General features: G+C 58.8%; 34 protein-coding genes, 1 tRNA gene and 1 pseudogene. 16 read left to right on the forward strand and 20 right to left on the reverse strand.

Features of this window, described 5'->3' with window-relative positions:
• Positions 1–48: 48 nt before the first annotated feature.
• From ABLV49_RS08890 to ABLV49_RS08935, 10 genes are all read left to right on the forward strand, one after another.
• On the forward strand, positions 49–1029 hold the full coding sequence (locus ABLV49_RS08890; protein ID WP_349281667.1) for a ferritin-like domain-containing protein: 981 nt from the start codon (positions 49–51) through the stop codon (positions 1027–1029).
• 516 nt (positions 1030–1545) lie between these two features.
• Positions 1546–2082, forward strand: coding sequence for a Fe-S cluster assembly transcriptional regulator IscR (gene iscR / locus ABLV49_RS08895; protein ID WP_011801677.1), 537 nt, complete (start codon positions 1546–1548; stop codon positions 2080–2082).
• A gap of 72 nt (positions 2083–2154) precedes the next feature.
• Positions 2155–3372, forward strand: coding sequence for an IscS subfamily cysteine desulfurase (locus tag ABLV49_RS08900; RefSeq protein WP_011801676.1), 1218 nt, complete (start codon positions 2155–2157; stop codon positions 3370–3372).
• 67 nt (positions 3373–3439) lie between these two features.
• Positions 3440–3841: a Fe-S cluster assembly scaffold IscU gene (gene iscU / locus ABLV49_RS08905; protein ID WP_011801675.1), complete on the forward strand. Its 402-nt coding sequence runs from the start codon at positions 3440–3442 to the stop codon at positions 3839–3841.
• Between the two features lie 36 nt (positions 3842–3877).
• Positions 3878–4201 carry an iron-sulfur cluster assembly protein IscA gene (gene iscA, locus ABLV49_RS08910; RefSeq protein WP_011801674.1) on the forward strand — a complete coding sequence of 108 codons (324 nt, stop codon included), beginning with the start codon at positions 3878–3880 and terminating at the stop codon, positions 4199–4201.
• A 98-nt stretch (positions 4202–4299) separates the two neighbouring features.
• Positions 4300–4818, forward strand: coding sequence for a Fe-S protein assembly co-chaperone HscB (gene hscB / locus ABLV49_RS08915; RefSeq protein WP_349281234.1), 519 nt, complete (start codon positions 4300–4302; stop codon positions 4816–4818).
• Between the two features lie 31 nt (positions 4819–4849).
• A complete protein-coding gene (gene hscA, locus ABLV49_RS08920; RefSeq protein ID WP_349281235.1) occupies positions 4850–6712 on the forward strand; it encodes a Fe-S protein assembly chaperone HscA in 1863 nt (620 codons plus the stop codon).
• Between the two features lie 39 nt (positions 6713–6751).
• On the forward strand, positions 6752–7090 hold the full coding sequence (gene fdx / locus ABLV49_RS08925; RefSeq protein ID WP_349281236.1) for an ISC system 2Fe-2S type ferredoxin: 339 nt from the start codon (positions 6752–6754) through the stop codon (positions 7088–7090).
• Positions 7091–7116: 26 nt separating this feature from the next.
• Positions 7117–7839 carry a DNA polymerase III subunit epsilon gene (gene dnaQ / locus ABLV49_RS08930; RefSeq protein ID WP_011801670.1) on the forward strand — a complete coding sequence of 241 codons (723 nt, stop codon included), beginning with the start codon at positions 7117–7119 and terminating at the stop codon, positions 7837–7839.
• 31 nt (positions 7840–7870) lie between these two features.
• Positions 7871–7945, forward strand: a tRNA-Val gene (locus tag ABLV49_RS08935).
• A 77-nt stretch (positions 7946–8022) separates the two neighbouring features.
• Here the strand turns inward: ABLV49_RS08935 and ABLV49_RS08940 are convergent.
• From ABLV49_RS08940 to ABLV49_RS09005, 14 genes are all read right to left on the reverse strand, one after another.
• Complete coding sequence (locus tag ABLV49_RS08940; RefSeq protein ID WP_349281237.1) at positions 8023–8973, reverse strand: tyrosine-type recombinase/integrase; 951 nt, start codon at positions 8971–8973, stop codon at positions 8023–8025.
• Entirely contained in the window at positions 8904–9179 is a 276-nt protein-coding gene (locus ABLV49_RS08945; RefSeq protein ID WP_198140721.1) for a helix-turn-helix transcriptional regulator, read from the reverse strand. The genes ABLV49_RS08940 and ABLV49_RS08945 overlap by 70 nt, the downstream gene beginning before the upstream one ends.
• Positions 9176–9454 (reverse strand): hypothetical protein, encoded by a 279-nt coding sequence (locus tag ABLV49_RS08950; protein WP_349281238.1) that lies wholly within the window; start codon positions 9452–9454, stop codon positions 9176–9178. Before ABLV49_RS08950 ends, ABLV49_RS08945 begins: the two co-directional genes overlap by 4 nt.
• Positions 9451–9882 (reverse strand): helix-turn-helix domain-containing protein, encoded by a 432-nt coding sequence (locus tag ABLV49_RS08955; RefSeq protein ID WP_349281239.1) that lies wholly within the window; start codon positions 9880–9882, stop codon positions 9451–9453. The genes ABLV49_RS08950 and ABLV49_RS08955 overlap by 4 nt, the downstream gene beginning before the upstream one ends.
• A gap of 139 nt (positions 9883–10021) precedes the next feature.
• Positions 10022–10378, reverse strand: coding sequence for a hypothetical protein (locus tag ABLV49_RS08960; RefSeq protein ID WP_349281240.1), 357 nt, complete (start codon positions 10376–10378; stop codon positions 10022–10024).
• Positions 10375–10569 (reverse strand): hypothetical protein, encoded by a 195-nt coding sequence (locus ABLV49_RS08965; protein WP_349281241.1) that lies wholly within the window; start codon positions 10567–10569, stop codon positions 10375–10377. The genes ABLV49_RS08960 and ABLV49_RS08965 overlap by 4 nt, the downstream gene beginning before the upstream one ends.
• Positions 10532–12232, reverse strand: a complete 1701-nt coding sequence (locus ABLV49_RS08970; RefSeq protein WP_349281242.1) for a ParB/RepB/Spo0J family partition protein — start codon at positions 12230–12232, stop codon at positions 10532–10534. Before ABLV49_RS08970 ends, ABLV49_RS08965 begins: the two co-directional genes overlap by 38 nt.
• Before the next feature lie 44 nt (positions 12233–12276).
• A complete protein-coding gene (locus tag ABLV49_RS08975) occupies positions 12277–12621 on the reverse strand; it encodes a hypothetical protein (RefSeq protein WP_349281243.1) in 345 nt (114 codons plus the stop codon).
• A complete protein-coding gene (locus ABLV49_RS08980; RefSeq protein WP_349281244.1) occupies positions 12618–12977 on the reverse strand; it encodes a hypothetical protein in 360 nt (119 codons plus the stop codon). The genes ABLV49_RS08975 and ABLV49_RS08980 overlap by 4 nt, the downstream gene beginning before the upstream one ends.
• 3 nt (positions 12978–12980) lie before the next feature.
• Positions 12981–13118 (reverse strand): hypothetical protein, encoded by a 138-nt coding sequence (locus ABLV49_RS08985; protein ID WP_349281245.1) that lies wholly within the window; start codon positions 13116–13118, stop codon positions 12981–12983.
• A complete protein-coding gene (locus tag ABLV49_RS08990) occupies positions 13115–13375 on the reverse strand; it encodes a hypothetical protein (RefSeq protein WP_349281246.1) in 261 nt (86 codons plus the stop codon). The genes ABLV49_RS08985 and ABLV49_RS08990 overlap by 4 nt, the downstream gene beginning before the upstream one ends.
• A complete protein-coding gene (locus tag ABLV49_RS08995) occupies positions 13372–13722 on the reverse strand; it encodes a hypothetical protein (RefSeq protein ID WP_349281247.1) in 351 nt (116 codons plus the stop codon). The genes ABLV49_RS08990 and ABLV49_RS08995 overlap by 4 nt, the downstream gene beginning before the upstream one ends.
• Entirely contained in the window at positions 13719–14222 is a 504-nt protein-coding gene (locus ABLV49_RS09000; protein ID WP_349281248.1) for a hypothetical protein, read from the reverse strand. Before ABLV49_RS09000 ends, ABLV49_RS08995 begins: the two co-directional genes overlap by 4 nt.
• A complete protein-coding gene (locus tag ABLV49_RS09005; protein WP_349281249.1) occupies positions 14219–14488 on the reverse strand; it encodes a hypothetical protein in 270 nt (89 codons plus the stop codon). The genes ABLV49_RS09000 and ABLV49_RS09005 overlap by 4 nt, the downstream gene beginning before the upstream one ends.
• Positions 14489–14791: 303 nt before the next feature.
• Here ABLV49_RS09005 and ABLV49_RS09010 point away from each other — a divergent pair, with 303 nt between their 5' ends.
• Both ABLV49_RS09010 and ABLV49_RS09015 read left to right on the forward strand, forming a co-directional pair.
• Positions 14792–15358, forward strand: a complete 567-nt coding sequence (locus tag ABLV49_RS09010) for a hypothetical protein (protein WP_349281250.1) — start codon at positions 14792–14794, stop codon at positions 15356–15358.
• Entirely contained in the window at positions 15355–15540 is a 186-nt protein-coding gene (locus ABLV49_RS09015; protein ID WP_349281251.1) for a hypothetical protein, read from the forward strand. The genes ABLV49_RS09010 and ABLV49_RS09015 overlap by 4 nt, the downstream gene beginning before the upstream one ends.
• Positions 15541–15613: 73 nt before the next feature.
• Here the strand turns inward: ABLV49_RS09015 and ABLV49_RS09020 are convergent, their stop codons facing one another.
• The gene (locus ABLV49_RS09020; RefSeq protein ID WP_349281252.1) at positions 15614–16102 is read right to left on the reverse strand and encodes a hypothetical protein; all 489 of its coding nucleotides are present in this window, start codon (positions 16100–16102) and stop codon (positions 15614–15616) included.
• On the opposite strand from ABLV49_RS09020, the gene ABLV49_RS09025 reads away from it, so the two are divergent.
• On the forward strand, positions 16101–16619 hold the full coding sequence (locus tag ABLV49_RS09025; protein WP_349281253.1) for a transcriptional regulator: 519 nt from the start codon (positions 16101–16103) through the stop codon (positions 16617–16619). The genes ABLV49_RS09020 and ABLV49_RS09025 overlap by 2 nt on opposite strands.
• A gap of 16 nt (positions 16620–16635) precedes the next feature.
• Here the strand turns inward: ABLV49_RS09025 and ABLV49_RS09030 are convergent, their stop codons facing one another.
• Complete coding sequence (locus ABLV49_RS09030) at positions 16636–16947, reverse strand: hypothetical protein (RefSeq protein WP_349281254.1); 312 nt, start codon at positions 16945–16947, stop codon at positions 16636–16638.
• Between ABLV49_RS09030 and ABLV49_RS09035 the strand changes: the two genes are divergently transcribed.
• Complete coding sequence (locus ABLV49_RS09035; protein WP_349281255.1) at positions 16946–17227, forward strand: hypothetical protein; 282 nt, start codon at positions 16946–16948, stop codon at positions 17225–17227. The two genes, ABLV49_RS09030 and ABLV49_RS09035, sit on opposite strands and share 2 nt — an antisense overlap.
• 95 nt (positions 17228–17322) lie before the next feature.
• Here the strand turns inward: ABLV49_RS09035 and ABLV49_RS09040 are convergent, their stop codons facing one another.
• Positions 17323–17568 (reverse strand): hypothetical protein, encoded by a 246-nt coding sequence (locus ABLV49_RS09040; RefSeq protein WP_349281256.1) that lies wholly within the window; start codon positions 17566–17568, stop codon positions 17323–17325.
• Between the two features lie 156 nt (positions 17569–17724).
• The gene (locus tag ABLV49_RS09045) at positions 17725–18048 is read right to left on the reverse strand and encodes a hypothetical protein (protein ID WP_349281257.1); all 324 of its coding nucleotides are present in this window, start codon (positions 18046–18048) and stop codon (positions 17725–17727) included.
• Between the two features lie 53 nt (positions 18049–18101).
• On the opposite strand from ABLV49_RS09045, the gene ABLV49_RS09050 reads away from it, so the two are divergent.
• Together ABLV49_RS09050 and ABLV49_RS09055 are read left to right on the forward strand one after the other, a co-directional pair.
• A complete protein-coding gene (locus tag ABLV49_RS09050) occupies positions 18102–18641 on the forward strand; it encodes a phage regulatory CII family protein (protein ID WP_349281669.1) in 540 nt (179 codons plus the stop codon).
• Positions 18638–18964, forward strand: coding sequence for a hypothetical protein (locus tag ABLV49_RS09055; RefSeq protein WP_349281258.1), 327 nt, complete (start codon positions 18638–18640; stop codon positions 18962–18964). The genes ABLV49_RS09050 and ABLV49_RS09055 overlap by 4 nt, the downstream gene beginning before the upstream one ends.
• Before the next feature lie 90 nt (positions 18965–19054).
• Here ABLV49_RS09055 and ABLV49_RS09060 read toward each other — a convergent pair.
• Together ABLV49_RS09060 and ABLV49_RS09065 are read right to left on the reverse strand one after the other, a co-directional pair.
• Positions 19055–19192, reverse strand: a pseudogene (locus ABLV49_RS09060) (BrnA antitoxin family protein); the annotation flags it as partial.
• Positions 19193–19235: 43 nt separating this feature from the next.
• Complete coding sequence (locus ABLV49_RS09065; RefSeq protein WP_349281259.1) at positions 19236–19544, reverse strand: addiction module antidote protein; 309 nt, start codon at positions 19542–19544, stop codon at positions 19236–19238.
• Between the last annotated feature and the right edge of the window lies 1 nt (position 19545).

Consider the following 19545-nt stretch of genomic DNA (forward strand, 5'->3'; position numbering starts at 1 on the left):
GCGCTGAAATTCAGGCACGCAACTTAAAGGAACCCCCTTATGGCAGATATGGCAGATGAAAAATCAATGAACCTTGACCCGATCACCGATGCACCCGGTGCCCATCCGGTCGGCACCGGCGTTGGTGCCGTCGTGGGCGGCGCTGCAGCCGGTGCGGCCGCTGGCGCTTTGGGCGGACCGGTCGGCGCGCTGGCCGGCGCCGTGATTGGCGCCGTGGCCGGTGGCATGGGCGGCAAGGCCGTCGCCGAATCTATCAACCCGACCGCCGAGGAAGCCTACTGGCGCGACAACTACCAGCGCGAACCGTATTACGAAATCGGCCGCAGCTACGACGACTATGCGCCGGCCTACCGCCTCGGACTGCAAGGGCGTACAGGCTACGAAGGCCACTTTGACGATGTGGAAACCCGCCTTGCGGCCGATTGGGACCGCGACCGGCAAAACTCCACGCTCACCTGGCAGCAGGCCAGGGCGGCCAGCCGCGCCGCCTGGGACCGCGTGGCCGCGCAGACCGGCAGCTACGGCGGAATGCAGGGAACATGGGCCAACACCATCAGTGGAGCAAACAACATGACAGCAGACAACGACGAAGTGATCGACACCCTCAATGACTTGCTTGAATCCTGCCGTGACGGCGAATATGGCTTCAACACCTCGGCCGAACACACCAAGACGGCCGACCTGAAAACCATGCTGCTGCGCCATGCTCAGGAATGCCGCACGGCCGGCCAGGAGTTGCAGGCGCTCATCCGGCAACTGGGCGGCGAGCCCGACGAGGGTGGCACGGTTTCAGGTGCGCTGCACCGTGGATGGGTTTCGGTGCGCGGCACGCTCAGCGGCCACAGCGACCTGTCCATGCTCTCGGAATGCGAGCGCGGGGAAGATGCCGCCGTTGCCCGCTACCGCAAGGCCCTCAAGCAAGACCTGCCGCCGGCCATCCGCGGCGTGGTTGAACGCCAGGCCGAAGGTGCCCAACGCAACCATGACCAGGTCAAGGCGATGCGGGACGCGCTGAAAGTGAAGAGCTGACTGTATTGAAGGCGCTTGAAGCCGACGCCGGTTTTATTGCCTGCATCGCCTGATGCGGCAAACGGGGACAGCAGCAACGGCTTTCGCTGCTGCTGTCCCTCTTTTTCAGGTGGCCGCCAAGCCTTGATCCATTTCCAGAGCGGAATCACCCTGACTGGCAATAGCCGCAATGGCGAATGTAGCGCTCGCATTCGCTGCCGCTGAACTCTTCGAGCAATGAACCGATGGCCGTCCAGTGCGCTTCGAGCGTGCAGGCCTGACGCCGGCCACCTTGCGAGAACTCAAGTTGTCCATCAGGGCCGGATCAATAGGGGCAAGCCCGTTGGTTGTCAAGTGCCAGAGTGCAAAGATGGCCTGCCCATGTTATACTTGACGAAATTAGTCAGGAACCTGACGACAATAAAAACATTCCCGGCACCAGCTTGTTGGCTGGCTTGGGTGCAGAGGGGAAGCTCCCTGATGGTCACAAGCTTTCGGGGTAAAAACGACAGTCAAGCGCACTTTAAGGAGCTTGTTATGCGTCTCACGACCAAAGGCCGTTTTGCGGTCACCGCGATGATTGATCTAGGACTGCGCCAGAACAATGGCCCGGTCACGCTGGCCGCTATCAGCCAGCGCCAGCAAATTTCGCTGTCCTACCTGGAGCAGTTGTTTGGCAAGCTGCGCCGCCATGAACTGGTCGAGTCCACCCGTGGACCCGGTGGTGGTTACACCCTGGGCCGCAAGGCCTCCGAGATCACCGTTGCCGACATTATTGTTTCGGTGGACGAGCCGATTGATGCCACGCAGTGCGGCGGCAAGGAAAACTGCCTGGGCGATGGCAGCCGCTGCATGACGCATGACCTTTGGTCCTCGCTGAACAGCCGCATGGTCGAGTTTCTGGATTCCGTGAGCCTGCAAAAACTGGTTGATGACCAACTGGCCAAAGGCGTGATGGTTGAAAGTACGCCGCAAATAAAGAAGGCCGTTTTTGCTTCGCCCGTCGTCAAACAAGTGCGTGTTAATGCCCCCAATTCCGTCTTCGCCCTCGGCAACGCATTTTCCAAATCCTGAAGGATCTGGATTGCATTGCCGAGACGTCATTGTTTAAGCTGCCAGCCAGCCAAAAGTTAAAGAGCTAGCCACATGGAAACCCCACACTTCCCGATTTACATGGACTACAGCGCTACCAATCCTTGCGACCCGCGGGTGGTGGACGCGATGATTCCGTGGTTGCGCGAGCATTTCGGCAATCCCGCATCCCGTAGCCATGCCTGGGGCTGGGAAGCCGAAGCTGCTGTTGAAAAAGCGCGTGAGCAGGTGGCCGCGTTGATTGGCGCCGACCCGCGCGAGATCGTCTGGACCAGCGGCGCCACCGAGTCGAACAACCTCGCACTCAAGGGTGCAGCCCATTTCTACAAGTCCAAAGGCAAGCACCTCATCACCGTCAAGACCGAGCACAAAGCGGTGCTCGATACCTGCCGGGAGCTGGAGCGTCAGGGTTTCGAAGTCACTTACCTGGATGTGCAAACCGATGGTTTGCTTGATCTGGAGGTGCTCAAGGCGGCGATTCGGCCTGACACGATTCTGGTCAGCGTCATGTTCGTCAACAATGAAATCGGCGTGATTCAGGACATTCCTGCCATTGGCGCCCTGTGCCGCGAAAAGGGCATCATTTTTCATACCGATGCAGCGCAGGCAACCGGACGGGTCGATATCGACCTGCAGACGCTGCCGGTCGATTTGATGAGCCTGACCTCGCACAAAACCTACGGACCCAAAGGCATTGGGGCTTTGTATGTGCGCCGCAAACCGCGCGTTCGGCTCGAAGCGCAAATGCACGGCGGTGGCCATGAGCGCGGCATGCGTTCAGGCACGCTGCCGACGCACCAGATCGTCGGCATGGGCGAGGCTTACCGCATTGCCAAAGCCGAGATGCATGAAGAAAACAAGCGCATCCGGGCCTTGCATGAGCGCATGCTGAACGGCCTGAAGGATGTCGAGGAAGTCTTCCTCAATGGCGATGCCGAAAAACGCGTGCCGCACAACCTGAACATGAGCTTCAATTTCGTTGAAGGCGAGTCTCTGATCATGGGCATCAAGGGCCTTGCCGTGTCGAGCGGTTCGGCCTGTACGTCGGCCAGCCTGGAGCCCAGCTATGTATTGCGCGCCCTGGGTCGCAGCGACGAACTGGCCCATAGCAGCCTGCGCATGACGATAGGCCGCTGGACGACCGAAGAAGAAATCGACTACGCCGTTGCCACCATCAAGGAAAATGTGGCCAAGCTGCGCGATCTTTCCCCATTGTGGGAAATGTTCAAGGATGGTGTTGACCTGTCCACCATCCAGTGGGCGGCGCATTAAACAAAACAGGTAGTTTTATGACTTGAAACGAGTCATTTACCCACAAATCCTAACTGAGGAATTAATCATGGCATACAGCGAAAAAGTGGTGGACCACTATGAAAATCCCCGCAACGTCGGTTCTTTTGAAAAGGGCGATGAAACGGTAGGTACCGGCATGGTCGGTGCTCCGGCCTGCGGCGACGTGATGAAGCTGCAGATCAAGGTCAACCCGATCACGGGCGTGATTGAAGATGCACGTTTTAAAACCTACGGTTGCGGCTCGGCGATTGCCTCCAGTTCGCTCGTCACCGAATGGGTGAAAGGCAAAACGCTGGATCAGGCTGCCAGCATCAAGAACAGCGCGATTGCCGAAGAACTGGCACTGCCGCCCGTCAAGATTCATTGCTCCATCCTGGCCGAAGACGCCATCAAGGCGGCCGTGAATGACTACAAGCAAAAGCACAGCATTGCCGAAGCCGCGCACTGACACACTGATCAACCTGTTTAATTTCGAGCGATTTACATGTCCGTTACCCTTACTGACGCAGCCGCCCGCCACGTGACCCGCTACATGACCAAGCGCGGAAAAGGCGTGGGTGTACGCTTGGGCGTCAAGACCACCGGATGCTCGGGCCTGGCTTACAAGCTGGAGTATGCCGATGAAATCGCACCTGAAGATGTCGTGTTTGAAGACAACGGCGTGAAGGTGCTGGTGGACCCCAAAAGCATGGCCTATATCGATGGCACCCAACTCGACTTTGTGCGCGAAGGCTTGAACGAAGGCTTCAAGTTCATCAATCCCAATGAGCGTGACCGCTGTGGGTGCGGTGAGAGTTTTCGCGTTTGACTGGTTAAATCAGGCGACGCTTTGCATGGCGCAACACGGTGCGCACTTTTTTCATTGCCGCCTTCACTCATTGTGCTGGCGGCTTTTTTTTCATTCCCATGAACCTTCAATCCAACGATTTTGAGCTTTTTGGTATTTCCATGCAATTTGCCCAGGACCGTGCGCAACTCGACGCACGCTGGAAGGAGTTGCAGCGCGAAGCCCATCCTGACAAGTTTGCGGCGCAAGGTGCGGCGGCCCAGCGCGTGGCCATGCAGTGGTCGGTCCGTATCAACGAGGCTTACCAGCGGCTGAAAGACCCGCTTAAACGCGCCAGCTATTTATGCGAACTGCATGGCGCCCCCATCAATGCCGAAAACAACACCGCCATGCCGTCAGACTTCCTGATGCAGCAGATGGAATGGCGGGAAGCCCTGGAAGATGCTAAAAGCATTGACGATTTAGAGAAAATAGCCTTGGAGACTAATCTCAGCGGCCGTAAGCAGCTATTAAAAATAGAGCAGGCTCTGGATGAGAATAAGAACTTTCCGATGGCGGCTCAACAGGTCAGAAGCCTGATGTTCATCGAACGGTTTGCCAGCGAGGTCGATGCACGCATCGACCAGCTGGGACAATAAAGCATTAAAAAGTACAGCAAAGAAAAGCGCCATGGCACTCCTGCAATTATCCGAACCCGGCCAGACGCCCGACCCGCACCAGCGACGCATTGCCATCGGCATTGACCTGGGCACCACCCATTCGCTGGTGGCCAGCGTGCGCAACGGGGCATCTGAATGCCTGCCTGACGCGCAGGGGCGTGTGCTATTGCCCAGTGTTGTGCGTTATCTGGAGGGTAGCCGTACGCAAATCGGATTCGATGCCTTGACCGCACAAGTCAAAGACCCATGCAACACGATTTCCTCGGCCAAGCGCCTGATGGGGCGGGGCATCAACGACATCGGTAACCGCGAGCACATGCCTTACCAGTTCATCGACAAGCCCGGCATGGTGACGCTGCAAACCGTTGCCGGTGAAAAAAGCCCTGTCGAGGTCAGTGCCGAAATTCTGGCCTTGCTGCGCCAGCGCGCAGAAGATACCTTTGACGATGATATTTATGGCGCCGTGATCACGGTGCCCGCCTATTTCGACGATGCACAGCGCCAGGCGACCAAGGATGCAGCGCAACTGGCCCGATTGAATGTGCTGCGCCTGATCAACGAACCCACGGCGGCGGCCATTGCCTACGGACTGGACAACGCCAGTGAAGGTGTTTATGCGGTTTATGACCTTGGCGGTGGAACTTTTGACATTTCCATCCTGCGTTTGTCGCAAGGCGTGTTTGAAGTGGTTTCCACGGGCGGGGATTCTGCCCTGGGTGGCGACGACTATGACCGCGCGCTTGTTGAGTGGACTCTGGCCAAAGCAGGCATTGCTGCAGATACGCTGACTGCGTCCGACAAGGCGGCCTTGCAAAAGACGGCTCGGGCTTGCAAGGAGGCGTTGTCCGCTGCATCCTCCGTGCCATTTTCAGTCCAGCTGGCCAAGGCTTCCATCAACTTTGCAATGAAAGCCGAAGATTTCGAGACCGCCTGCGCCCATCTGACGCAGCGCACCATGATGGCCGTGCGCAAGGCCTTGCGTGACGCTGGTCTTTCGAAAGATGAGATTCAGGGCGTCGTGATGGTGGGCGGCTCGACCCGGATGCCGCAGGTGCGCAAAGCCGTGGCCAGTTTTTTTGGTCGCGAGCCGCTGACCAACCTCAACCCCGACGAGGTGGTGGCGCTGGGTGCCGCCATTTCGGCCAATCAACTGGCAGGCAACAATACCGGCGCCGATTTGTTGCTGCTTGACGTTATTCCACTGTCGCTCGGCATTGAAACCATGGGTGGCCTGGTTGAGCGCATCGTGCCGCGCAACCAGACCATTCCCACGGCGATGGCGCAGGACTTCACCACCTACCAGGACGGCCAGACCGCGCTGGCGCTGCATGTGGTTCAGGGCGAGCGCGATCTGGTGGCCGACTGCCGCAGCCTGGCACGTTTTGAATTGCGCGGAATTCCCCCCATGGTGGCAGGTGCCGCGCGCATTCGCGTGACTTTCACGGTGGACGCCGACGGCCTGCTCAGCGTCAATGCCAAAGAGCAGATCAGCGGCGTCGAAGCGCACATTGACGTGAAACCATCCTACGGCCTGTCGGACGATGAGATCGCCCGCATGCTGCAGGACAGTTTTTCAACCGCCCAGCAAGATATGCGGTCGCGCGCACTCGTTGAGGCGCAGGTGGATGCGGACCGCATGATACTGGCGACTCAAAGCGCACTGACGGCTGATGCGGACCTGCTTAGTTCAGACGAGCGTGCTCAGATTGACCGCCTGATGACTGGCTTGGCCGATACGCGTGCAAATGGTGATGCTGCCGCCATTGAAGCGGCAACCCAGGCACTTGCCAAAGGTACTGAGGCTTTTGCGGCGCAGCGCATGAACCGGGGCATTCAGAAAGCCCTGGCCGGGAAAAACATCGAGTCGGTCTGAAACATTTCACCGCACCTTCAACTTCAACAGATCGATACCATGCCCATCATCAGAATCCTTCCCCATCCCGAATACTGCCCTCAAGGCGCTGAAATCTCAGCGCCTGCCGGCACTTCCATCTGTGAAGCGTTGCTCGACAACAAAATCAATATCGAGCATGCCTGCGATCTGAGTTGCGCCTGCACGACTTGCCATGTCATCGTGCGTGAAGGTTTCAACTCGCTCAACGAGCTTGACGAAAGCGAGGAAGACCTGCTGGACCGCGCCTGGGGGCTGGAGCCCAATTCACGCCTGAGCTGCCAGGCTTTTCTGGCACAGACCGATGTGACGGTCGAAATTCCAAAGTATTCGATCAATCACGCCAAGGAAAACCATTAATCGGCCTCAAGGGGATAATCCGGACCATGCGTCAAATTGTTCTAGATACTGAAACCACGGGTCTTTCTGCCGAAAATGGAGACCGCATCATTGAAATTGGCTGCGTGGAACTGGTGCGCCGCAAGCTCACGGGCAACAACAAGCATTTCTACCTCAATCCCGGGCGCAACAGCCACGAGGATGCGCTCAAGGTTCATGGCATCAGCAATGAGTTCCTGAAAGACAAGCCCAAATTTTCGGCTGTGGTGGACGAACTGCTCGACTACCTGCAGGGCGCCGAGATCATCATTCACAACGCGCCTTTTGATGTGAGTTTCCTGAACAAGGAACTGGAGATCATCGGCAGGGAACCCCTCATGCACTGCGTGGCCAAGGTAACCGACAGTTTGATGATGGCCAAGGAGATGTTTCCGGGCAAGCGAAATTCGCTGAATGCACTGTGTGACCGCCTTGAAGTTGACAATTCAGGGCGAACCCTGCATGGCGCCTTGCTGGATGCCGAGTTACTGGCTGATGTGTATATCAATCTCACACGCGGGCAAAACAGCCTGATGATGGATATTGGCAGCCCGGTGCAGACGGGTGAGAGCGAACCGCTCGTTGACCTGCGTCTGTTTGAGCTTCCGGTTTTGTCCGCCAGCGAGCAGGAGATGGATGCGCATGAAAAAGTGCTGCTTACCCTTGACAAGGCCAGCCGTGGCAAAACGGTCTGGCGACTTGAAACGAGAGAAATTGAAAAGACTACCTGAAAAGCAGCATATAATAAAAAGCTGACCGATAGGGCGGTTAGCTCAGGGGTAGAGCACTGCATTCACACTGCAGGGGTCGCAAGTTCGAAACTTGCACCGCCCACCAATAAAATCAAGGACTTAGCGAATGCGCCAAGTCCTTTTTTTATTTCCGGTGTAATTCCCGGTGTAAATTCTCCAAAATCACCCAGCAGTCACCAGCGCCCCGAGCTTGTTCAGCGCCTCGCGCTGCTGCTCGACTTGCAGGTGGGCATAGCGCTGCGTCGTCTGCGTGTTGCTGTGCCCGAGGATTTTGGACACGGTGTACAGATCAACCCCCAGCGCAATCAAGATGCTGGCGCAAGAGTGGCGTAGGTCATGGAAATTGACGTGCTCCATGTCCGCCTTGACCCGCGCCCGGCGCCATGACGACTTCACGCCATCAATCGTCATCGTCAAGGGGAAGTGCACCAGCCAGGGCCGCAGCGCAGGGATGATGGGGATCACCCGGCTGCGCAACGTCTTTGTGTGACTGGCCGGAACGATGATCTCGTTTTCCTTGATGTGCTCGGCCCGGATCTGGAAAATCTCGCCGCGCCTGGCGCCCGTCAGCAGCGCCGCCCAGATGGCCGCTTGCGCCTGCTCTGTGCAATGCTGTGTAATCTGGCGCACCTGGTCAACACTCAAAAACACCTCGCGCTTGTTGTTCACGCTTAGGCTCTTGATGCGCAGGCCATAGTTTTCCGGGATCAGGTTGTTTTCCCAGGCAAGCGCCAGGCCCTTCTTGGCCGTGGCCAGGCTTCGGTTGATCGTGGCTGGCGCATAGGCCGGCTTGAGCTTTCCATCCGGTCCTTTTTGCAGCGCGCCCATGTCCTTGATGACGTGCGCCGCAAATTCACGCGCCTGGCTGGCCTTGTACTTCTCGGCCCATGGGCCGAGCCGCAACGCGTGATGTGCCGAGGTGGTGGCGCTGCGCAGGCCTTTGGCATGCTCCAGGTAAATCCCCAGCATGGATGACATTGACGGGTCGCCCGGAATGTTGACGCTGCGCGGCGCCTTGATCAGCGCGCCGCGCAATTCGGCTTCTAGGCGCTTGGCGTCACCCGCAGTTGCACCTTGCGGAAGGATTCGGTGAATGCGTTCGCCGCCGACCATAAGGCCGATGTGTTTACGACCTTTTGCGTCTTCCCAGATTGACATACTTGGTTCTCCTTGAGCCATTTTTTGCATTCGGCCAGATCGTAGCGTTTCGAGCGGCTGCCCACTGGCGTGTAGGGCAGGCCGGTATGCTCCAGGCGCCGGATCGTGGACTCGCTCACGCCCAGCGCCGCGCAAATTTGCTGGCGGTTTAAATCGCTCATAAAGGCTCTCCTGTACTGCCTAGAACATCGGCTAAAAACTTGTCAATGCAGGGCAGGCAGATGGCGCTACGTCCCCAGAAACTGCCATCGATCAGCGCTTTCTCGCTGCGGTAGCGCTCGCCTGGCTTGATCGTGTGGTGGTCGCCCTGTGGGCCGGCGCCCAAAAAGCACGGATGCTTCTTGCGCGCCCGCTTGATGGCGACGGTCTTGCAGGCGATGTCGGCCTCTTCGCCCTCGAAAGGGTCAAAGCGCAGGTAGTCGGCGTCGGTGTTCATGACCATGCTCCGCTGAGTGGGAACACCAGCCGCGACCTTGAGAGGGCGACATCGGTCGTGCGCGGAGTCCTTGGCGCTGCTCGGGCGGCAATGCGTGCGTTGATTTGCTCCATCGCCAAGCGTGCCGCCCGTTTTTCTCGCTTGCTTGGCCTTGGCTTTATGGGTGTGGCAGGCTTTGCGGACTGGTTCTTCGGCAGTGCATCCTGACCCGGCCCGCGAACATAAATAGGACTTGGTGTCCCTCCGTTGGCTTTGTATCCGGCGATGTGAACTTCCCCGAAGGCTCTGTAGTGCCGCTGGCACTTGTAAACCGTGGAGTAGCTGATTCCAGCCTTCTGCATGATTTCCATCGTCGTCCCTGGAAGGGCGTCGAGGAATTTTTGATGGCTGTCAACCAGCCTTTTACATGGCGTGAGGTCGATGCTCATGGATTACTCCACCGTCGCGGGTAAGGGTTCATTTCACAATCCTCAGAACAATTTCAACGATGGCCATGCAGCCGGCGACCAGCGCCAGCGCCTGAAAGATGTAGCCGGCTTGCCGGCGTTGGGGGGTGTGCTTCATGGCTCAGGCGCTCACGCGGCCGCGCTGGCCGACAAAGGCAAAGGGCAGGTCTGCGGCGCGGCAGGCCGGTGCCTTGGGCAGCCTGGGCGCCTTGGCCGGTTTTGGAGCCGGTGCCGGCAGGGCGGCCTGCTGCCGGGCCAGCCAGGCGTCCGCTGCCGCTTGGTTGTTGAAAAACCGCAGCATCTTGCACGGCGCCTTGACCTTGACCAGCAGGCCCTGTTTGACCCAGGCGCTGCAGATCTTGTAGGCGTTTTTCTGGTGCTCGGAATCGTTGCGCTCGATGACAAAACCCGATGGCGTGGCGGAATCTTCGGCAATGCGCTGGCGCAGCAGCACGCCGGCAGGGCTGGGTCTTTTCATGCCGTCACCTCTGCGTCTGCGTCGGCATGCGCTGCGCCGGGCATCTCGGGGGTGTAGGCCTGGCGCACGGCCTCGACGTCAATGCCGTACTGCGTGGCGGCTGCCAGCATCGGCTCTGGAGCCTCGGGTTTGCCGTAGCCGAGCATCCGCACGTTATCGACCAGGGCGCAGTCCAACAGCAGGGTGGTCAACTCCTCTTTCGACATCCGGCCGGCCTTGTCTTTCAGGTCGTCCATGTCCTGAGCGTCGTAGAGCGCCAGGAGAACGCCCTTGTCGACGTACGCAACGCCGGCGATGGTTACCTGCGCAATCATCCGCAACTCGAAAATGCCGGGCAGCATCCTGGAGGCGCGTTTCGCGCACCTTATGTAGGGCTGCGACATTGATGCGGGTCTGTTCTGCTGCCTTGGCTTCGCGGGCTTTTTCGTCTTCCTTGCGGTCCAGCTCGTAGGCGTTCCAGTCCGTGCGGGAATTGACGGGCTTGGCCGGCGGCGTCTTCACGCCAGCGGCTTCTGCCTCCTTGCGCTTCACGACTTCAATCGTCTTGCCGTCGCGCGGGTTCTGGATCGTCAGGGTGGTGACGGCCGGCCCGGCCGTGCCCTTATTGGCGCTCTTGAGCGCTTCGCGCATTTCCGAGACCGGGATGTAGTCGCCCTTGACGTTGCCCTGGGCATCGACCGCCTTGCGCGCCGCGTTGCCGACGAGCATGACCTTGCCCTTGGCTTCGAGCGCTTCCTGCTGGCGCTTGAGCTGGGCGGTTTTCTTCGTGGCAAAGCAGTCGCTGTCGGTGCAGACGTTCTCGCCCTTGGGCGTGCTGTCGTAGTGATGGACGTAGGCTTTGTTATCGACCAGGTCGGCATACACCAGCGGATCGACGCCCGAGCGCTTGGGGCAGACCGTGCAGGCGCCTGCACTGGGCACCAGCGTGGCGTCATCAAGCGCCCATAGCGCGCCCTTCAAGTCCAGCGTGAACTTTTCGACCAGCTCGGCTCTAGCTGCGCGGTAGCTCTTGAGTTCGCCGCCGTAGCCGGGTTCGAGCGCCAGGGCCAGCGCCTTGGCCTGGTTCTTTTCGCCGACTACCCGGGCCACCGCTGTGGCGACCTCGGTGCGGATCTTGCCGGCGCGCAGCGCGGCCTGGCCGGGCGCGTGCAGCGTGGCCAGCTTCAGGCGGTTGTAAACATGGGTTCGGCTCTTGCCGATCTGCCGGGCCAGCTCGTCCTTGGTAATGCCATGCGCTGCAATGAATGCGGCGTAACCCAGCGCCTCGTCAATCGGATCGAGGTCGCGGCGCTGGACGTTTTCCACCGCCTGCAGCTGGGCGCTTTGCGCATCGGTCAGGTCGCGCACGATGGCCGGGATGAATTCCAGCTTCGCCATGAGCGCGGCGCGGTGCCGGCGATGGCCGAACACCAGCTCGTAGCTGCCATCGCCCCGTGGCCGCACCAGTACCGGCTGCAGGATACCCACTGCCTTGGCCGACTCGGCCAGCTCCTGCATTTCGTCGGCTGGATAGTTCGTGCGTGGATTGAAGGGCGATTCGTGAACGGTCCCCAGCAGCAGCTGCTCGACCCGGTTGACCTTGGCGTCCGTGTACAGGTTGATGGTGTCCCGCTGCTTGATGAGGTCGAAGGGATACACCTTGTTCGGGTCGTACGTGTTCCAGTCGCTGGGGTGGAGCAGGAACGGCAGGCCCTCGGTGGGCGCGACCTGATAGGTGTTTTTGGCCGTGCGCTGGATGATGCGGACCTGCTGGCCGGCGTAGGGATGCCCGTCGCCATTGGCATCGAGCAGGTTGCCGTTGACGTTGACCATCTGGTCAATCCACTGTGGCGGTAATGCTTTGGCTTTTGCCATGGTGATCTCCGGGGAGTTAATGGGTGACGGCTTGGCGGTGCGGCTCATGACTGGCGGCCGCTGCGCAGTGGGGAGGCCGAATAAGCCAGATGTGATTCCACGGCAGCCATGCCCAGGCAGATCCGGGCGCGGTCGCGCACCTCCGGGGTGACCGCGTGGCCCAGTTCCTCGGGGTGGAGCAGGTCCTTCAGCAACTCGCCGGCCAGGGTTGCCGACAGGGTGCCGTACTGCACGGAGACGCCCTGCGCCTTGCAGGTGCGCAGCAGGTCCATGGTCAGGGCCTCGGCCGGGGTACGCGGCTGGCCGATGCAAGGCGCGCCGGCATCGGTTTGCACGGTGACGCCCTTGCCCTTGGGCAGGTCGGTTAAAACGATGGTGATGGTGGTCATACGAGGCGCAGTCCCTGGGTTGATGGGTTGGAGTTGGGTTTGTCGGCGTGCTTGATCCAGCTGGGCGCCAAGGGGGCCAGCTGACAGGTCTTGACGCTGGCGCGCAATTGGTTCTGCACGCTGCGAAAGTGGAAAAGTTCAAGGTCCAGGCACCGGCCCGCCGTGAGGTCGGCCTGGTGACGGTCGTAGAACTCTGCGGCCTCCTTGCCCAGCCACTGCACCGTGATGCCGTCGGGAAACAGCCCGCCGGTGTCGCGCAGCACCAGCGCTATGCCGCGCGTGGTGTCTGCTGCCATGCAGGTGCCAGCACGCATGCGCAGGTAGGCCCGGATGGGGAGGGTGACCGGATCGGACATGGCTCAGAGGCAGGCGTAAAAGGCCAGCGCCACCACGAACGCGATCAGTCCGAAGCCCTGGCAGATCAGCAGGCCCGTGTCGTCGGCCAGGTCGTCGGCGCTGCCGTCCAGCGGCTCGCTGTTGCGGTCGGTGCGGATCACGGCTGACCTCCTTGCGCCACGGTCACGGGCTTGGCGGCGGCACGGCAGATCAGATTGCCGTCAGGCGTCCAGATCGGCGTGCGGGCCAGCGCTGCGCATTTGGCTGCGCCGCCATCGGCCAGCGCGGCGGCGTATTCGGCCTCGTCAGCAACGTCTTGTGCGGCCTGTGTCTCGCTCGGGCCATCCATCAGCGCGCATGCAATCGCCAGGACGATGGCGGCCAGCGAGACGGCTGCAAATTTGGTGACGGGGTTCATGCGGCTGCTCTTGCGAACTTGGTGCTTTCGGCGAAGGCGTACATCAGGCCGCCCGTGTATTGCAGTTGGTTGAGCGACATTTCTGCCGAATTCTTGAGGTGGATTTCGCTTCCGATCAGTGCGAGATAGAGGCGCTCGTTTCTGTCGCAGACCTTTTTTGTGGACTGCAAGAGGTTGAATGCCACGAGGGCTTCGAGCTTGGCTGTTTCTCGTGTCCAGGCTGCAAGCCAGAAATCAGCGCCATCGCCCGTTTCAGGCAGTTTTGCGAAAGGCAGGCGTCGAGCCTTGCTGCCCGGCTTGGCGGTGGCTGTGCAGACGTCTGCACAGGCTTGGGGGCGGGCGCTCATGCCACACCGCCTTCGGCCACAATGTCCACACCGATAACAACCAAGCGCTCATCATGCCGACCGGAACCATCATTCACATCAATCGGCGCGGTCGAATGTTCATCGTCCAGTTGGACAGCGGCGATTGCACTGTGTGGGAATTCCTGAGTATCTTCAGGCTTGAACTGGGCGACCGCCTGTGTGGTGATCTGGAGGCCTTGGGTTTTCAATTTCTCGACAGACTGAGCGACGGTGCGCAATTCATTGCCTACGGTCTGACTGGCCCAATCAGCCTTGCCGACGCGTCGGACATAGCCGCCTGACGCGGCATCCTTGGCGGTTATCTTGTCGCTCACGCCACTGGTCAAATCATTGAGCGCCTTGGCGTAGCCCTTCCAGAAACTGATGGATTCGGCCAGGATACCGGGATGGTCCATGGCCAGCACTGCATTTGCTCTGTTGAGCATGGCTTGAATGGCTGCTGTGCAGACGTCTGCATAGGTATTGGCGGCGGCGTTCATGCTTCCAGTCCCAGAACGCGACGGGCGATGAAGTGGCCTTCGGTCTGGCCGGAAAAATAGGCGTCCGCTTCGCAGGTGCCTGCGTTGTAAGGCATCGGGGGCACGGAAGCGCCGCACAGGCGACGGTCAAGGATGGAGCGCACGCCTTGGCGGTACTGCTCGCTGCGTGGGGTGCGGCCGACAAAAAACGCCTTTTCCATGAGGCGGTCGATGTCTGCTGCTGTGCAGACGTCTGCACTGGCGGAAATGTCTGACGGGGTATGCACTTTTCACTCCTTTGCCGCTAAGGATCAGCGGGTTAGGCTGAATTATTTCCCCTGTGGGGAATGTTTGTCAATACCCATTGGGGAAATAATTGAAGCAATGCAAAAGCCCGCATGCTGCGGGATAAAGTGAAAAGACGAAAGACCATAAGAAGCCGGCTTGAGCGGGCTTAGCAGTAGAGATGATCAAAGAAGAAGTGGCTCAAGCCACGCTTCAAAATACGTTTAAATTGCAAGTCAGCCAGTAGCCTGTCACTCACAAATGTGCAAAATTCAGCGAATCGCGATGTTAGAAAGGGAAGCCTGATGTCAACATTTCCTGTTCCGGAAGATATGCCTTCTCACATCACGTTGCCAGAGCTGGAGTGGATTGAGCGTTGTGCGATTGAAAACCTTAAGTCGCGCGTGCTAACAGCTGATGTGCTGGCTAAAGATGCTGCCTCCACGCTGCTGCTCCTGCTTGCCGGCATGGCCGGGGCATTGGCCTATGCAAAGCCTTTGATAGACGGTGTCTCGGCCCCTTCGGCCTGGGTGTCTGCGGCTGTTGCGCTGTGGTTGGCTTTGCTGGCAGCGCTAATGGTGCTGGGATGCTTAATGACGATCAGCATTCCGGCGGTCTACAACCAGCCGAACAATTTATTGATGCGTGATCCGCAGACAGATAGCTGGGTCAAGTGGCGCTATAGCGAGCTTTTGAATATCCAGGACCGAATTAACGCTGCGGTAAAGCGGAACAAACGCATTGCCAAACGGCTTAACCAGCTGCGTATTCTCGCAACGGCCACGCCTCTGGTAGCCATTCTTGCGGGTTGGATCATGGTCGAGCCGGCCAAGCCTCTAGTGGCTATGTTGGCGGGCGCTCTGGCAGCATGATTAACCCAGACGACAGCGGTGGTCGTTCACATCCTTGGGACGAGCAGGTGGAACTGGTGGCCTGTAGGGATTTAATGGAGCGGGCTCGCGCCAATCTTCATCAGGTTGAGGCGGTCGAATTGCGTTTTCAACTGCTGAAGAGTTTGTGCTCCATCCTGTCAAAAAGTGCGATACAGGAATGATTATTTTCATTTCCAGTTCCTTTCTCACGTTCCCCGTCGCCTGAAGGGGAGGATTGCAGCGCTATGCACGAACTCAATGTTCGGTGCCGTTTTTGAGAGGGCCGGTGGGTTCTTTAAGCGCAGAAAGCATTCTCAAGGCAGTTGCCAGATCCTCGGGTGGTAGCGAGTTCATCAAATCCATCATCATCGCGCGCTGGTCTTGCTCGCCATGCAACTCGGCATAGCTTGGCGGGGTATCCATCCAACCGTTTGGTAATTTCAGCTTTTTCTCAATTTCGCGTGCCATCGGGCTTCCCATGTTGTAGGGCTTGCCGTCTCTGTCATGGCGCACATTGGCATTCAAAATTCGAGTAAGGGTTGCAGTTTCAGTTCGGGCGTATCCAAGTTCTTGGCAGAGATCGGCCATTGTGTTGTTATGCCGCGTTACCAGCATTCTTAAACGGGCGCGACGTGTTTCTTCTACGGGTTCCATTTGATAAATTTGGCCACCCAATGGGGAAAAACAAAATTCCCCATTGGGCCTTGACAATGTTTCCCCCGTGGGGAATATAATTGTTTTCATGGAACTCAAATCATGGCTTGAAGGCGAATCTGGTCGGGCGGTAAAGTTAGCAGCAGCGCTCAAGGTGTATCCCTCGTTCGTTTCAAAAATTGCGAATGGCACTAAACCAGTACCTTTTGAGCAATGCATGCCGATTGAGCGCGCCACCGAGGGTGCCGTTACACGGCGCGACTTGAAGCCCGATGACTACCTGATTCATTGGCCAGAACTGGCATATGCGCATACTGAGATTGCTCAACCTGCTATCAATGCAGTAGCAGTCATACAAACTTCCATCAAACACGTCGAAGCGGTCGCGGTCGCGGCTATCCGTGATGAAGCCAGCCAGGCCACGGCTGAAATCAAGCATGTGGCTACAGAACTTCTGGTGCAGGGCGCGGCCACATCTGAACTTACGAATTCCGCTCTGCCCGGAAACAAGGTTTTGATAAATAACCGTCGTACTGGCTTCGTCCGCCGCATTGAAGACCGTGTGCGCCTGGGTCTGGATATCGGCAGCGCAGGGCAGGGGGTTTGAGGTGGTTGGCACGGCATTACTCCATCAGGCCCATGCGGTTCGTTGCCTCAGAGCGGATGCGCGACAGTCCCGCCTGGACTATGTCGTACTTCACGCCTTCAGCGCCACGTGCATGGGTTGCCCACTTCCGTGCGCTGAAGTAACGCTCCGCTTCCCACTCAATCTTGTTCAGCCTGTCGTTGATGTAGTTCGACGTTCCGCGCATGCGTGCGCACAGGCTTCGCACTGCCTGCAGACCAGCAGGGTTTACGCCTGGGCCGTAGCGGTTCATGGTTTGCTGCATTTCATCGCACAAATTCAAAACATTTTTCCATTCGGAGTTCGCCATGGGTACGCCTTCAAGGGTTGAGGTGGTTGAGGTCATTTTTGTGTCAACGGATCGCGGTGACGACACGCCCGAAAACCCGCATCGCAGCGTCAGCCAGTACTGGTCCAAGGATGGCCGTCTGCTGGCGGATTCCGACTCGCTGTTTCATTGCCCGGAGGCTGCTTCGTACATGGCAGCAGAGCGGCTTTTTCAGGTGCGGGCCGATGCCCAGGAGCAAGCAGTTGCGCGCCAGGCTGGCGATGCGCCGGTTGATATCGGTAGCGCAGGGCAGGGGGTTTGAGATGGCCGGCGTAAGAAAAATAAATCGGCCTAAAGCCCGACGTGCTGCCAAGCTATCCACCCCTTCGCCTGAGTACGGGGATTCGTATGAGGCCGTTATCGACCGGATGTTTGCTGAGCGTCGTTTGTGTTCGGAAAAATCTTTTTCTTGGCGCGGGCTATGCCGTCCAGAAACGCGTCTGGTATCGGCCTGGCGGTGGCTAATGCAGTCAGTTTTTCGAGTTGCAGGTGAACTGCTGCAACGGCTTCGCTGCGTTCGGGGTGAGAAATGAGCAGGGCGCGTATGGCTGCTTGCGTGGCAAACAGTTCTCCCTCTATTTCGTCTAGCTTGCTGGTTTCCATGGCCGGGGCCTTTCTTGGGTTGTTGGGGAACATCCAATGTAGAGCAACCCCGGCCACCATTGTTGAGCTTGCTGATATCGGTGGCGCAGGGCAGGGGGTGGTTCATGCCTGAAATATTTCCTGATATCAATGCGCTGGGCCGTGCTTGCGGCCGGGTCAATCTGTTCGGGATCGATGTCCCATTTGCTGCAGCTGAAGCTGTTGCTGCCGCGCTGATATCGCGTCTGACCAATGCTCCCAAAGTGCCGGCTCCTGCATTGCTGGCGGCAGTCGCGCTGCAAGCCGGTCGCATCCCGCTTCGTACTCCTCCAGCAAGCCGGGCAGAGCCTCCCGAGGAACCCGAGCCAGCATGGCATCCATCATCGCCTCGATGGCCAGCTGGCGGTTCAGGCTGCTCCTGCTTGCTGCTATGAGGTCTTTCATGATTCCTGTCGCCCGCTTCTCGAAGCTCGGGGTTTTGCTGGTCTTGTCGTTTCCCATGGGTGTCCTTGTTGCTGGTTGCGGTGGCACGGATTTCTTTTTTCTTGACTGAGGTGTTTTCCATGAGAGCAACTATCTCAATTCCGGCCGGGCTTGCCTATGGCGAAAATGAGGCGCTGCCAGACAGTCCAGGTTCGCCCGATGTGCGTATAGCGATAGCCAACATGGTTCATTCGTTCCCTGGCGGGGTCGCTGCCCTGGCAAAGCGTTCTGGCGTGTCGGCAAATTCCTTGCAGCACAAGGTCAACCTCAATAACGACACGCACCACCTCAAGGTGGATGAGCTGCAGCGCTTGCTGCGCGCGTCGGGTGATATCGGACCGACTCAAGCCCTGGCGGCGATGCAGGGGCATGTCTGCATCCGGATCAACCCCGTCACGCCCACGAGCTTGCTCGATGGTCAGGCCCGGCTGCTCGACTCTGTTGCAGAGCTGAGCCGGGCCGTGCGTGATGCGGGTGAATCGGGGATGCCGGTCACGAAAACCCTGATCCGCCGGGCAGAGTTCCACCTGGGTGAGCTGCTCGGCAATGCCAACGCGCTCGTTTCGGTGCTGCGGGCCAGGATGCCGCGCCATGAGGGGTACACCAAGTGATATCCAACATTGCCACCACATCGCGCGAGGCGCTGGCCAGCCTGTCGAAGTCTGGGAAGAACACGCAGGGCGATGACGTTTTTCAAGTGATATCAAAGGCGTGCGCGGCCGGACGCAAAGACCTGAGCCTGCGCGAGATCAAGCAGGCCTACCAGGACACGTTCTCGCGTGATATCGATGTGTCCACGGTTGCGGCACGGGTCAATGCGCTGGTGAAGGCTGAGCGTCTGGTGCGCGCATCTGTGGCGCGACCTTGCAGCTGGAGCGGCAGGTATGTGATGCCGGTGCGCGTGGCGCCAGTGCAAGCCGCATTGCCTTCTTGATATCTAAATGGTTTTCCACATGGCTAGAAACGAATTCTCCACTGATCGAAAGGATGCTATGAATTCAGTAGCTGCTTGCGCACGTCCTTCCTACGCTAGTGCCTCATTTGACCTTAAAACCGGCGAATGCGTGCGTAGCCAGTCCTTCAGGGCTGCATTGATGCGCGCCGGCCAGCCCTTGCCTGTGGCCTTGAATGAGGCCAGAACGTCGCGGGAAAGAAAGATGGTCACAGGCTTGTTGCGCGCCGCAATGCGCTCGCGCTTGGTCAGCCTACGCACGCGCTACCTGCGCCACCAGTTTGACGCCCAGCGCCGCGCACACGCGGGCGATGGTGTCAAAGCGCGGGTGCGCGTTCGGGCGAAGGGCCTTGTACAGCGCCTCGCGTCCAATGCCGCTGGCCTTGGCAATCTCGGTCATGCCGCGCGCTCTAGCAATGGTTCCCAGCGCATCGGCCAGCGCAGCAGGGTCGTTTTCTTCCAGCACGATGGTCAGGTACTCGGCAATGGCCTCATTGTCAGGCAGGTACTTTGCCATGTCGAAGTCGGGCAGGTCAGCGACGTTGATTTTTTTGGTGGTCATG

The organism is Polaromonas hydrogenivorans, assembly GCF_040105105.1.
In the GTDB taxonomy this organism is placed as follows: domain Bacteria; phylum Pseudomonadota; class Gammaproteobacteria; order Burkholderiales; family Burkholderiaceae_C; genus Polaromonas; species Polaromonas hydrogenivorans.